Source organism: Stenotrophomonas sp. As-7 (assembly GCF_030291015.1).
GTDB classification, from domain to species: Bacteria; Pseudomonadota; Gammaproteobacteria; order Xanthomonadales; family Xanthomonadaceae; genus Stenotrophomonas; species Stenotrophomonas lactitubi.
The window spans coordinates 1521667-1534795 of the sequence record NZ_CP127405.1; the positions used below are offsets into that span (position 1 = coordinate 1521667).

12 protein-coding genes are annotated in these 13129 nt (G+C 65.7%); 8 read left to right on the forward strand and 4 right to left on the reverse strand.

Annotated elements, in window-relative coordinates:
- Positions 1 to 11: 11 nt before the first annotated feature.
- From QP457_RS07105 to QP457_RS07115, 3 genes are all read left to right on the forward strand, one after another.
- On the forward strand, positions 12 to 734 hold the full coding sequence (locus QP457_RS07105) for a pseudouridine synthase (RefSeq protein WP_099821461.1): 723 nt from the start codon (positions 12 to 14) through the stop codon (positions 732 to 734).
- Positions 735 to 849: 115 nt separating this feature from the next.
- Entirely contained in the window at positions 850 to 1920 is a 1071-nt protein-coding gene (locus QP457_RS07110) for a sensor domain-containing diguanylate cyclase (RefSeq protein WP_205404030.1), read from the forward strand.
- Positions 1921 to 2068: 148 nt separating this feature from the next.
- A complete protein-coding gene (locus QP457_RS07115) occupies positions 2069 to 3229 on the forward strand; it encodes an AAA family ATPase (protein WP_205404029.1) in 1161 nt (386 codons plus the stop codon).
- A gap of 39 nt (positions 3230 to 3268) precedes the next feature.
- Here the strand turns inward: QP457_RS07115 and QP457_RS07120 are convergent, their stop codons facing one another.
- Genes QP457_RS07120 through QP457_RS07130 form a run of 3 tightly spaced genes read right to left on the reverse strand, consistent with a single transcriptional unit; the run spans position 3269 to position 5519 of the window.
- Positions 3269 to 4216, reverse strand: coding sequence for a DMT family transporter (locus QP457_RS07120; RefSeq protein ID WP_180164130.1), 948 nt, complete (start codon positions 4214 to 4216; stop codon positions 3269 to 3271).
- A 47-nt stretch (positions 4217 to 4263) separates the two neighbouring features.
- Positions 4264 to 5079 (reverse strand): DUF72 domain-containing protein, encoded by an 816-nt coding sequence (locus QP457_RS07125; RefSeq protein WP_205404028.1) that lies wholly within the window; start codon positions 5077 to 5079, stop codon positions 4264 to 4266.
- The gene (locus tag QP457_RS07130; protein ID WP_205404027.1) at positions 5076 to 5519 is read right to left on the reverse strand and encodes a VOC family protein; all 444 of its coding nucleotides are present in this window, start codon (positions 5517 to 5519) and stop codon (positions 5076 to 5078) included. Before QP457_RS07130 ends, QP457_RS07125 begins: the two co-directional genes overlap by 4 nt.
- A 110-nt stretch (positions 5520 to 5629) precedes the next feature.
- Between QP457_RS07130 and QP457_RS07135 the strand changes: the two genes are divergently transcribed.
- The 3 genes from QP457_RS07135 to QP457_RS07145 all read left to right on the forward strand — a co-directional run bounded on the left by QP457_RS07135 (position 5630) and on the right by QP457_RS07145 (position 9877).
- Positions 5630 to 7189, forward strand: coding sequence for a serine hydrolase (locus tag QP457_RS07135; protein ID WP_205404026.1), 1560 nt, complete (start codon positions 5630 to 5632; stop codon positions 7187 to 7189).
- 106 nt (positions 7190 to 7295) lie between these two features.
- Complete coding sequence (smrA, locus tag QP457_RS07140; RefSeq protein WP_180164138.1) at positions 7296 to 9128, forward strand: multidrug efflux ABC transporter SmrA; 1833 nt, start codon at positions 7296 to 7298, stop codon at positions 9126 to 9128.
- Between the two features lie 314 nt (positions 9129 to 9442).
- The gene (locus tag QP457_RS07145) at positions 9443 to 9877 is read left to right on the forward strand and encodes a hypothetical protein (protein WP_205404025.1); all 435 of its coding nucleotides are present in this window, start codon (positions 9443 to 9445) and stop codon (positions 9875 to 9877) included.
- Between the two features lie 95 nt (positions 9878 to 9972).
- Here QP457_RS07145 and QP457_RS07150 read toward each other — a convergent pair whose 3' ends face one another.
- Entirely contained in the window at positions 9973 to 11781 is a 1809-nt protein-coding gene (locus QP457_RS07150; protein ID WP_205404024.1) for a DUF885 domain-containing protein, read from the reverse strand.
- Between the two features lie 112 nt (positions 11782 to 11893).
- Here QP457_RS07150 and QP457_RS07155 point away from each other — a divergent pair, with 112 nt between their 5' ends.
- Together QP457_RS07155 and QP457_RS07160 are read left to right on the forward strand one after the other, a co-directional pair.
- Positions 11894 to 12250: a GFA family protein gene (locus tag QP457_RS07155; protein ID WP_205404023.1), complete on the forward strand. Its 357-nt coding sequence runs from the start codon at positions 11894 to 11896 to the stop codon at positions 12248 to 12250.
- Positions 12247 to 13056 (forward strand): DUF4349 domain-containing protein, encoded by an 810-nt coding sequence (locus QP457_RS07160; RefSeq protein WP_205404022.1) that lies wholly within the window; start codon positions 12247 to 12249, stop codon positions 13054 to 13056. Before QP457_RS07155 ends, QP457_RS07160 begins: the two co-directional genes overlap by 4 nt.
- The last annotated feature ends 73 nt before the right edge of the window (positions 13057 to 13129 follow it).

The window sequence follows — 13129 nt, forward strand, 5'->3', positions numbered from 1 at the left end:
ATAATGGGGCGATGACCAGCCGACTCAACAAATACATCGCCGACACCGGCTTCTGCTCCCGTCGCGAGGCCGATCGCCTGATCGCCGCCCGCCGCGTCACCGTCAATGGCCATGCCGCCGGCACCGGCGCAGTGGTCGGCGAGGAGGACAAGGTGCTGGTCGACGGCCAGCCGTTGCGCGTTCGCACTGCCCGCAAGCCAGGCGCCCGCCGCCACGTGTACATCGTGCTGAACAAGCCGGTGGGCGTGACCTGCACCACCGAAAGCACGGTGAAGGGCAACATCGTCGACTTCGTCGGCCATGAACAGCGCATCTTCCCGATCGGCCGCCTGGACAAGGAATCGGAAGGCCTGATCCTGATGACCAGCAACGGCGACATCGTCAACCAGATCCTGCGCGCTGAAAACGGCCACCAGAAGGAATACCTGGTGGCGGTGAACAAGCCGGTCACCGACGAATTCCTGCGCGCGATGGCCCGGGGCGTGCGCATTCATGACCAGATGACGCTGCCGTGCAAGACCTCGCGGATCGCCAAGTTCGGTTTCCGCATCACCCTGCAGCAGGGCCTGAACCGGCAGATCCGGTTGATGTCGGCCGAGTTCGGCTATCGCGTGACGCAGCTGCGCCGCGTGCGCATCGACAACATCAAGATCGGTGCGCTGAAGCCCGGCCAGTGGCGCAACCTGACCGAGCAGGAGCTGCACGGCCTGTTGCCGCAGCAGCAGGACTGGTAAACGACGTGTGTAGAGCCGAGCCTATGCTCGGCTGCCGTTGCCCGGGTGCAGCCGAGCATGGGTGCGGCTCTACATCAGCTAGACTTTGCGGCGACCTGCCGGAACGTGACGCTGCATGATCAAGCCCGACAAGCCCGCCAACGAAGCGCTGCGCCTGGAGGCGCTGTACCGCTACCGGATCCTCGATTCCGAACGGGAACGCTCGTTCGATGATCTGGTCGCCATTGCCAAGGCGGTATGCGGCACGACGATGGCGGCCGTGACCCTGATCGACGTCGAGCGGCAGTGGTTCAAGTCGATACAGGGCATCGATGCGGCCGAGACCCTGCGCAGTGATTCGATGTGTGGCCATGCCATCCTGCAGCCGCAGGAGATCATGGTGGTCGAGGACGCGCTGCAGGATGTGCGCTTCCACGACAACCCTGTAGTAACTGGCGACCCGCACGTGCGTTTCTATGCCGGTGCACCGCTGATCAGCAGTGACGGCCTGCCGTTGGGCACGCTGTGCGTGTTCGACGCGCGCCCGCAGCACCTGGCAAGCGACAAGGCCGAAGCGCTGGCCGCGCTGTCGCGGCAGGTGATGCTGGTGATGGAGCTGCGCCGCTTCGCGCTGGACATCCAGAAGCACATGCTCGAGCGCGACGACTACGAGCGGCTGCTGTCGGACTACCACGACCTGCTGCTGGCACAGAATGCCGACCTGGCCGAACAGAGCCGGACCGATGCGCTGACCGGCCTGCCCAACCGCCGCGCACTGGCAGCAGCGCTGGGAGAAGCCGTGGTCGCCGCCGATGGCCAGGCGCGGCAGGCCTGCGTGGCGCTGGTGGATATCGACCATTTCAAGCACATCAATGACTTCCAGGGCCATGCGACCGGCGACCGGGTGCTGGCCGAACTGGGGGCGCTGCTGCGCTCGCACTTCGCCGGGCGCGGCATGGCCGCCCGCTACGGCGGTGAGGAGTTCGTCGCACTGATGCCGGACGTGGACCTGCGCACCGCCGAGCTGCAATGCGAGTTCCTGCGCGTGGCGGTGTCCAACCTGCCGCTGGGCTTCCCGGTGACGATCAGCATCGGCGTGGCGCAGCACCGGCCTGGTGAAACCTCCGAGCAGACCCTGGCCCGTGCCGATGCCGCGCTGTACCGGGCCAAGGGCGCCGGCCGCAACCGGGTGGAAGTGGCGCCCTGACCGCTGGGGAGGCTGCGGTGGCTTCACGCGATGCATGGATGCACCAGTAGATCCACGCCACGCGTGGATGGCCGGACGTTTCCATGCAGTCGCAACCACTGCGATCCCCGTACGGCGCCCTCAACGTCTCACTGCAAGGACGTCGACCATGCTGCAGACCCTGGCCATCGCCAACTACCGATCACTGCATGCGCTGGTGCTGCCGATGCAGCAGCTCAACGTCGTCACCGGCGACAACGGCAGTGGCAAATCCAGCCTGTACCGCGCGCTGCGCCTGCTGGCGGAAACCGCGCAGGGCGGTGTCGCAGCGGTACTCGCCCGGGAGGGGGGATTGGGTTCGGCGCTGTGGGCCGGTCCGGAAAAGATCGACCGCCGCGTGCTGACCGGCGAGATCCCGCTACAGGGCGGGGCGCGGCAGGAATCGGTGGGGCTCAAGCTGGGCTTCGCCACCGATGAATTCGGCTACGCCATCGACCTCGGTTATCCGCCGCCGAGTCGATCGGCCTTCGCGCTGGACCCGCTGATCAAGGCCGAAGCGATCTGGGCGGGGCCCTTCCTGCGCAGCGCCAATCTACTGGTCGACCGCCGCGGTGCGCTGGTGCGGCAGCGGCACGCGCGTGGCTGGGACCTGGTGGACGATCGACTGTCGCTGTTCGACAGCCTGTTCACCCAGGTGGGCGATCCGCAGCGCATGCCGGAAGCCATCACCTTGCGCGAGTACATCCGCCGTTGGCGCTTCTACGACCACTTCCGCAGCGATGCCGATGCACCGGCGCGACAACCGGCGATGGCGACCCGTACCCCGGTGCTGCACCATGACGGCCGCGACCTCGCCGCCGCCTGGGTGACGATTCTGGAAATCGGCGATCCGCAGGCGCTGGCGCGCAGTGTCGAGGATGCATTCCCGGGGGCGACGGTCAGCTTCGAGGAACTGGATGGCCGGCTCGCGCTGCGCTTCCACCAGCCCGGGCTGTTGCGGCCACTGTCGATGGCCGAACTGTCCGACGGCACGTTGCGTTTCCTGTTGCTGGCAGCGGCGCTGCACACGCCTCGGCCGCCGCCGCTGCTGGTACTCAACGAACCGGAGACCAGCCTGCATCCGGATCTGCTGCCGGCGCTGGCACGCTTGATCATCGCCGCCAGTGCGCGCAGCCAGGTCTGGGTGGTATCGCATGCCACGCGCTTGATCGCCGCGCTGGAGCAGGCACCGCACTGCCATTCGATGCACCTGTACAAGGAGCATGGGCGGACGCTGCTGGGCGGGCAGGGCCTGCTGGATGCGCCGGCCTGGCATTGGCCACAGCGCTGAGACGGGTACCGGGAAGATCCGCGCAATGCGCGGACGCACTCAATCGGCGATGTTGCGCGCTTCGGATGTGCCGAGGATCTCCGGATGCTGCATGCGCTTGCGGCGGTTCAGCAGCGGATGCAGGAACACGGCACCGACGATGATCGCCACGCCCAGGTAGAACCACGGGGTGACTTCGTGTTGCTCGCGCAGCAGCACCACGGCCAGCAACACGGCGTAGACCGGTTCCAGGTTGGTGACCAGCTGCACGGTGTAGGCGCTGAGGTGGCGCAGCGCGACCAGGGCCAGGGCGAACGGCAGCAGCGTGCAGACCCCGGCCAGCACCAGCAGCAGGATGCCGTCGTGCAGGTCGGGAACGATCCACAACGGGCTGGCCAGCGCCGGCAGCAGGTACGGCATCAGCGGCGCCAGCAGGGTCAGGGTGATGGTGCCGGCGCCCAGCTCCAGCGCAGTTACCGTCAGCGGATCAGCATGGCTGACCATGCGCTTGTTGAGCGAGCCGAACACCGCCACCAGCAGGGCCGAGAGCGCACCGATCAACACGCCCATGCGCATGCCGTCGGGCACGCCGCCCACCACCAGCGCCACACCGGGCAGCACGGCCAGGCCGAAGGCCAGCTCGCGCATCTGGAACGGGCGTTTGGCCACCCACGGTTCGATGATCGAAGTGAACACCGGTGCAAGCGCGATGCAGGTCGCAGCAACCGAGGCATTGGCCAGCTTCACCGCGCCATAGAACGTGAGCCAATGCAGCGCGACCAGCGCGCCGATGCCGGCATAGCCGGCGACCAGCCGCAGCGGCAACGTGCGCAGCCCGCGCCAGACCCGCGGCAGCAGTGCCAGCATCGCCACCACCAGCAGCATCCGCCACCACACCAGCGGCAGCGCGGGCAGGGTGATCAACTTGCCGAGGATGGCGGTGACGCCCCACAGCAGGACACAGAAGTGGATCTGCCAAAGTGCTTTGCGGGTGTCGGGTGTGGTCATCGCCCTATTGTGAGGCAAGGCCGCGCGCAACGCCCATCTGCAGGCGTTCAGTCGCCCTCGATGAGCCGTTGCAGCGCCATCGCCGCCGCCGGGTTGCGCACCTTTCCGGCGCCGATGCACAGCAGGTAGACCTCGCGCGGCGCGGCAGCGGCCGGTGGGGCCAGGCAGGGCAGGTCCTCCACTATCTCGCCTCGGGCCCAGCACCGCGCGCGCCTGGCCCAGCGCTGCTGCATCGGCAGGGGAAGACCTTCGGTCAGCCTGGCTTGGCTGCGTTTGATCCGTGCATAGACGAAGCCGGCGGTGATGTCGCCGTGCAACGGTGACTCGTCGCTGTCTTCGATCACCAGGGCCACGCCATGCCGGCGTGCCGCTTCGACCAGTTCGCTTCCATGGATGCTGGCGTTGCGCACCTCCAGTGCATGTTGCAGCACCGTTCCATCCCGCTGCTGTGGCAGCTGTGCCATGAAGGTGTCCAGCGCTACGGCATCGGCCGGGTGCTGCGGGTCGAACTGCCAGAGCAACGGGCCAAGCCGGTCGCCGAGAGCGATGGCTGCCTGCAGGAACGAGCCCGCTGCCTCGACCGAGGACGATAGATCACGCCGCTGCACAAGATGGCGCGGCGCCTTCATCGAGAAGCGGAAGCCGTCCGGCGTCTGCGCGGCCCATTGCGCACACTGGGTCGCTGTCGGGGTGCGGTAGAAGGTGCCGTTGATTTCGATGCAGCGCAACGCGCGACTGGCGTAGGCCAGCTCTTCGCGCTGGATCAACCCTTGTGGATAGAAGGCGCCGCCACGCCACTGCGGGTACACCCAGCCGCCGATACCGCAGCGGACCGGCGCCGCAGACGCTGATCGTGCCGTCATTGCGTGTGTTCCGCCCGCCACGGATCGTAACTGCCGAACCACCACAGGTAGCCTTCCGGGTCTGCGCAGGCATAGCCACGCCCACCGTAGGCCTGGTCGGCGATGTCGATGACGATGCGCGCACCGGCGGCCTTGGCCCGTGCATAGTGGGCGTCGGCATCGGTGACGATCACGCAGGCGCTCTGGGTCTGCCGGCCGCCGACTTCATCGGGCATCACCGCCAGCTTGGCCCATTCGCCGCTGTTGCTGGCAGATCCGAGCATGATCATGCCCTGGCCGAACACCAGCTGTGCGTGGTGCACGGTATCGCCGTCGGCATACACGGCCTGCGGATGGAAACCGAACGCGCGCTGCAGCCAGTCGATGGCGGCCAGCGCATCGCGATAGCGCAGGCACGGAATGATGGTGGAGCCGTTGCTGCTCTGGCCGTTCGCACCCATGACACCCCTCCTATGGCACAGGGCAGGCTGCACCCGGGACCGTTACCATCGCGCGAAACCCCGGTGACGGCCTGCACATGGCCGCTACCCCTGTTCGGAGATGGTGCTGGATGAAAACCTGGATCGGAGGAGCCGTGCTGCTTGCGTGCACGACCATGGCCAATGCGGCGACGCCGCAGCAGCTGCAGGACCTGGATGCGACCGTCGAGCGCGTGCGCGCGCAGTTCGACGTACCCGGTATCGCCGTGGCCGTGGTCAAGGACGGGCAGGTGGTGCTGGAGCGCGGCTGGGGCGTGCGTGAACTGGGCAAGCCGGCGCCGGTCGAGGCCGATACCCTGTTCGCCATCGCCTCCAACACCAAGGCCTTCACTGCCACTTCGCTGAATCTGCTGGCCGAGGACGGCAAGCTGAAGATGGACGACAAGGTGATCGATCACCTGCCGTCATTCCGCATGTCCGATCCGTTCGTGACCGGGCAGATGACGATCCGCGATCTGCTTTCGCACCGCAGTGGCCTGAGCCTGGGCGCGGGCGACCTGCTGTTCTGGCCGACCACCTCCTACAGCAATGCTGAAGTCGTGCAGCGCCTTGGCCAGGTGCCGCTGAAAGGTGGTTTCCGCGAGCGCTATGCCTACGACAACATCCTGTATGCGGTCGCCCAGCAGGTGATCGAGCACGTCTCGGGCATGAGCTACCAGCAGTTCCTGCAGACGCGCATCTTCGACAAGGTCGGCATGGCCGGCACGCGTTACAACGCCGATCACCTCAAGGCCGGCGACAACGCTGCGGTCGGTCACGCCAAGTACGATTTCAAGGATCTGCGGACGGTTGCGCCGTTGACGTGGTCGAACAACGCCGGTGCCGGTGGCATCTATTCCAGTGCCCACGACATGGCACGCTGGATGCAGGTGCAGCTGGCCGAAGGCAAGCTGGCCGATGGCACGCCGCTGTTCACTGCCAAGAGCCAGCAGCAGATGTGGCAGATGATCACGCCGCAGACGATTCCGGCGCCGAGCGTGCCGGAGCTGGCGCCGGCGCGGGCCAACTTTGCCGGCTATGGCGAGGGCTGGAGCCTGAGCGACTATCGCGGCCAGAAGCTGGTCTGGCACACCGGTGGCTGGCCGGGCATGGTTTCGCGGCTGACGCTGGTGCCGGGCGAGAAGCTGGGCGTGGTGGTGCTGACCAACCAGGAAGCGGGTGCGGCATTCAATGCGATCACGCTGAGCGTGCTTGATGCCTACCTGGGCGGTGAAAAGCACGACTGGGTGGATGCCTATGCGAAGGGCGTGGCCAAGGGCCAGGACAAGGCCGACGAAGCGTGGGCCAAGCACCAGGCGGAGCGTGACAAGGGCAGCAGGCCGTCGTTGCCGCTGGCCGGGTATGCGGCCACCTACCGCGACCGATGGTATGGCGACATGGTCATCCGCGCGGAAGGCAAGGACCTTCGGCTGCGCTTCGCAAAGACGGCACAGCTGAGCGGCCGCCTGGAACACTGGCAGCACGACACTTTCATCGTGCGCTGGGATGATCGCTCGCTCAATGCCGATGCGTTCGTGAATTTCAGCCTGGACCCGGATGGAAACGTGCGCGAGGTGCGCATGCAGCCGATCTCCGACCTGACCGATTTCAGCTTCGATTTCCAGGATCTGCTTTTCACTCCGGTGAAATAACGCCGCCGGGCATGGCCCGGCGCTACCCGGAACCGGGGGCGATCGTCGGCCGGCGTACACACGCGGCGTGGGATACTCCGTCGGCTATCGATGGCGAGGGAATGCGATGTTCCGTTGGTTTGAATCCCTGATTCCGGTGTTTCCGCCCATTGACGGGCGCATGCCGCCGCGCACCGTGGTGCCGTTCTACCTGCACTACCTGCGACCGGTGTGGCCGGTGCTGCTGGCCACCCTGATCGCCGGTCTGCTGCTGGCGCTGGTGGAAGTGGCGATGTTCGATTTCCTCGGCCGCATCGTCGACATGGTCGCCGAGCAGCCTGGCGCGGACTTCTTCCAGCGCCATGCCGACACCCTCGGCTGGATGCTGTTCATCACCGTCATCGCGCGCCCGATCCTGGTCGGCCTGCACAACCTGCTGGTCAACCAGGCCATCGTGCCGGGCCTGAGCAATCGCTCGCGCTGGCTGATGCACAACTACGTGGTGCGGCAGAGCCTGAGCTTCTTCCAGAACGACTTCGCCGGCAGCATGGCCAACCGGGTGATGCAGACCGGTACCTCGCTGCGCGAGTCGGCGGTGCAGATGGTCGATTCGCTGTGGTACATCGTGGTCTACACCGGCACCGCGCTGTACCTGTTCGCGCAGGCCGACTGGCGGTTGATGGTGCCGCTGATCCTGTGGCTGCTGGCCTACGTGGTGATCATGATCTACTTCGTGCCGCGCGCGAAGGAACGCGCCTGGATCGCATCGGAGGCGCGCTCCAAGGCGATGGGGCGCATCGTCGACGGCTACACCAACATTCCCACGTTGAAGCTGTTCGCCCATGGCGGCCGCGAGCAGGCCTATGTCGCCGATTCGATCCAGGAGCTGGCGGTCAAGCACCGCGCGCAGACCCGGATCACCACCGGCATGGACCTGACCATCGCCATCGTCAACGGGTTCCTCATCGCCGGTACCTGCGGCCTGGCGTTGTGGTTGTGGAACGGCGGACACATCACCGTCGGCGCGATCACTCTGGCGACCGGTCTGGTGATCCGCATCCACAACATGTCCGGCTGGATCATGTGGACCATCAACGGCATCTTCGAAGACATCGGCACCGTGCAGGATGGCATCACCACCATCGCCCAGCCGCTGACGGTGCAGGACCGCGAGGATGCGGTGCCGCTGCAGGTGACACGTGGCGGTGTGCACTTCCAGGATGTCCATTTCCATTACGGCAAGAAGGGTGGCGTGATCGCTGGCCTTGAGCTGGTGGTGAAGCCGGGTGAGAAGATCGGTCTGGTCGGCCCATCCGGTGCCGGCAAGTCGACGCTGGTGAACGTGCTGCTGCGGCTGTACGACCTGGAAAGCGGTCGCATCCTGATCGACGACCAGGACATTGCCTACGTCACCCAGGAAAGCCTGCGCCAGCAGATCGGTGTGGTTACCCAGGACACCTCGCTGCTGCACCGTTCGATCCGCGACAACCTGCTGTACGGGCGCCCGGATGCCAGCGACGAGCAGCTGCGCGCGGCCGTGGCCAAGGCGCGCGCGGAAGCCTTCATCGATACGCTGGTCGACGGCGAAGGGCGTCGTGGCTACGACGCGCACGTCGGCGAGCGCGGCGTGAAGCTGTCCGGTGGCCAGCGCCAGCGCATCGCCATTGCCCGCGTGCTGCTGAAGGATGCGCCGATCCTGGTGCTGGACGAGGCCACCTCGGCGCTGGACTCGGAAGTGGAAGCGGCGATCCAGGACAACCTGGACGAGCTGATGGGTGGCAAGACGGTGATCGCGATCGCCCATCGACTGTCGACCATCGCCCGCATGGACCGGCTGGTGGTGATGGACCAGGGCCGCATCGTCGAGACCGGTACCCATGCCGAGCTGATCGAGGCCGGTGGCCTGTACGCGCGCTTGTGGGCGCGGCAGACCGGTGGGTTTGTCGCCGCCGAGCAATGACCGCCCCCCGGACGATGGATGAGCAACAGTAGATCCACGCCACGCGTGGATGCCGTACAACACAGATGAAAACGGCCCGGGTCTCCCCGGGCCGTTTTCGTTCAACTCACAGCCGATCGATCACTCGATCGGCTGGTCCAGCATCAGCTGGCGTGCGAAGCGCACCGGCGGTGCGCCGTAGGAGAGCATCTGGGTCCGCGAGCCGGAAGGCAGCTGCTTGGAGGGGGGCTGCAACCGTCTAGTGGCATTATTCCGCTTCCCGTTGCGATCAGATTCTGACGACGCAACTCTTGGCTTGAAAATGGACTTTGTAGATGAAAAGACAGCTGATCGCACTTCGTGGTACCAGAAATTCTGGAAAGAGTTCGGCGCTACTGGCGCTGTACAGGCTCCTTGTAACTGACCCTGGTACCAAGATCATCGCGTTTGACTCCTTCGGATTCGGCCTCGATTTCATTGCCATCGTGCAAATCAACGGTTGCAAGGTTGGAGTATTCAACCGCGGCGATGACTCCGGAACAGTCGATGAACTCATTAAAAAACTGGTGTTGGCCAAATGCAAGGTGATCGTATGCGCTGCCCGATCAAGGGGCGGAGTTGGCGATGTGCTTGCCTCATACCAGCCCAAGTATCAGCTGCAGGAAGTGTTGAAAAGGACCGGCGATGGGGATGAAGTCAGCTTTGCGCTGGTCAACCTTGGTGTGGCACATGATCTTGCCGCTCGTGTCTATTCGTCGATCATGGTCTGAGTCCGGCGTTCCGATACTCGGATAAGCGCGCAAACAGAACGGCCCGGAGAAATCCGGGCCGTTTACTCTTGAATCGTAGCGTCTGGCGACGTCGCTTACTCGATCGGCTGGTCCAGCATCAGCTGGCGTGCGAAGCGCACCGGCGGGGCGCCGTAGGACAGCATCTGGTCGTGGTAGGCCTTCAGGTTGAACTTGTCGCCCAGCTTGTCCTGCATCGCCTTGCGGGTGTCGAAGTGTTCCTGTGCACCGACGAAGTAGGTCGGCAGCTGTGCCGAGGTCAGCTGCGCGCGCACCCACTTGCCCGAGGCTTCGCTTTCCTGCTGGAAGGCGTCGTGGGTCATCAGGTGCATCGCCTTCTCGCGATCCCAGTTGTCCACGTGCACGCCCTGGTCGAGGATCGCGTTGGAGATCGTGCGCAGGTAGAACTTCAACTGCACCAGGTGGAACAGCGGGTCGTTGTTGAGGTAACCCTGCTCCTGCATCATGCGCTCGGTGTAGACCGCCCAGCCTTCGGCAAACAGGCCCGAGCGCAGCACGGCGCGCAGGGTGGAGGGGAACTTGGCCGAATGCCAGCCTTCCAGGTAGTGGCCCGGGGTGCCTTCGTGGATGCTCAGCAGGTGGATCATGCGCGAGTTGTACTCACGCAGGAACGAGTCAACCTGCTTGTCGTTCCAGTCGTCCGGAATCGGCGACACGGCGTAGAAGGTCTTCAGGTTCTTGTCCAGCGGGCCCGGCGAATCGCAGTAGGCCACGGCCACGCCGCGCTGGAACTCCGGCATCAGGATGATGTCCACCGGCGCATCGGGCAGGGTCATCAGGTCGTGCTCGCGCACGAACGCGGTGGACTGCTCCAGTGCGGCCTTGGCATCGTCGACCACCTTGTCGCGCGCCGGCTTGTCAGCGTAGGCCAGCTCCAGCGCGGCCTCGATCGCCTTCTGCTGCTGCTCGTCGCTCGGCTGCGCCGGCATTTCCGGTGCGCCCGGCTTGTCCTTCAGCACGGTCTGCGCGATGCCGTACATGTCCTCGCGCACGCGCTTCAGTTCGGCGCGCGCACGCTCACCGATCTCCTGCCGCGACAGCGAGGAATTCAGCGCGAACTTCAGCTTCTGGTCGTACTTTTCCGCACCGATGCGGAAGTCGCCCTTGGCGTTCGGCACCAGGGTCTTGTCCAGCCAGGTCTGCTGCTCGTCCACGGCCTTCTTCAGGCCGTCGATGGCGGCCTGCAGGCGCTGCTGGTCGGCCTGCGGCAACTCGCCGATGTGCGGGGTGATGAAGGTATCGACGATGCTGAGGATGCCCTTGTTCTGCTTGGCCACGGTCTCGGCATGGATCTTCGGCACGCGTGCCGGATCCAGGTTCTCGCGGGCCTGGGCGAAGATCGCCGGCAGCTTTTCCATGCGCGCGGTGGCCGACTTCAGGCGCTCCGGCAGCGGCGCGAACTCGCGCGCCATCAGACCGTAGATCGCGCTGCCGGCAACGCCGTTGTACAGCTGCGGGTCCCACTTGCCGGACTGCATCACCTCGGCATTCCAGATTTCCGACTGCAACTGGTTGCGCAGGATCGCAGCATCCACCTGGTTCTCGCGGCCCAGCTTGGCCACGTCGATCTTGTCCAGCTCGCCCAGCAGGCCCTTGTAGGCGTCCACGGTCTTCTGCTGGCCGGCCGCGCTCAGGTCGTCGATCTCGCTGTCATAGCGGTGGTCGCCGATCTGGGTGGCGCTGACCGGGGACAGCTGCATCCAGGTGTCAAGGGCACGCTTGGACAGGTCGGCGAAGGCGGCATCGACCGCCGCATCACCTGCCTGCTGGCTGGCGGCCGGGGTGGAACCGTTGGTCGGGGCATCGGCCGGCTGGCAACCGGCAAGGGCGGCGACGAGGGCGAGGGCAAGAAGATGCGGGCGCATCGGCATTCCTGTACGGGGTCAATCCCCGAGCATAGGCCCCCGGGGCTGCTTTGTCCCCGTGCCATAGGATTACCATGGGCGCACACAAGGACCCTCCAGCGGAGCGCAGGACATGGAATACCAGGGAAGCTGCCATTGCGGCAGGATCGCATTCACCGTGCAGGCTGATGCACCCATCAGGGACGTCATCGACTGCAACTGCTCGATGTGCCGCCGCCGCGGCAGCCTGCTCTGGTTCGCCCCGCGCGAGGCGTTCCAGCTGGGCACCGATATTGCCGACGTGGCGACCTACCAGTTCAACACCCACAACATCGATCACCATCACTGCCGCGCGTGCGGCACCGCGCCGTACAGCGAGGCGGTGGACCCGCGCAGTGGCCTGCCGATGGTGGCGATCAACGTGCGCTGCCTGCCACAGGTCGAGCTGGGTGGATTGTCGATCACCTCGTTCGATGGAGCCTCGCGATGACGGCGCCTCGCGTGTGGACGCGCGTGGTTATCGTGCCGGCATTGCTGCTGGCGCTGGCGGCCTGTGCCAAGAACGGTGAGCGAGCGCAGGAGGCCGGTGCAGTCGCTGCCGATGCCGATGCCGCTGTCGCTTCGCCGGAAGGCGCTTTCCTGGCCTACGAGCACGATGTGCAGGTGCAGCTGGAAGCGGCGCAGATCGCACCGCGTATCCAACAGGTCGCACAGGCCTGCCAGAACGCGAAGTTCGGTGAGTGCGCGGTGCTGCAGGTGGATCAGCGCAGCGGCGAACAGCCCAGTGGCGAGGTCAAGGTACGCATCGCGCCGAAGGGCGTGGAATCGCTGATCGGCCTGGCCGGCGAAGGTGGCACGCTGCAGGCGCGCAATACGCGTGCCGAGGATCTGGCCCAGCAGGTGGCCGACACCGCGCTGACCAAGGCACGGCTGGAGAAGGAGCACGCGCGGCTGCTGTCCTACCAGGACCGCGGCGATCTGAAGATCGAGGATCTGATGGCAATCACCACCCGCCTGTCAGAGATCGAAGCCGGTGTGGAGCAGGCCACCAAGGACGCCGCCCAGCAGCGCAGGCGCATTGATACGCAGCTGGTGACGATGCATTTCGATACCACCTCGGGCCAGCGCAGCCGCAGCGAGATCGGCGAAGCCCTGAGCGAGTCGGGCAGCATCCTCAGCACCAGCGTGGCATTCCTGATCCGCGCAGCGGCCGCTTTGCTGCCGGTGGGTGTGGTGGCCCTGGTGATGGCCTGGATCGTCCGTGCGCTGATCCGTCGTCGCCGTCGTAAAGCCTGATCGACACCGAGCGATGCGCTCGCCGGTCGTGGACCGGCGCTACCGAGGTGCCTGGAGCATCGGGTAGCGCCGG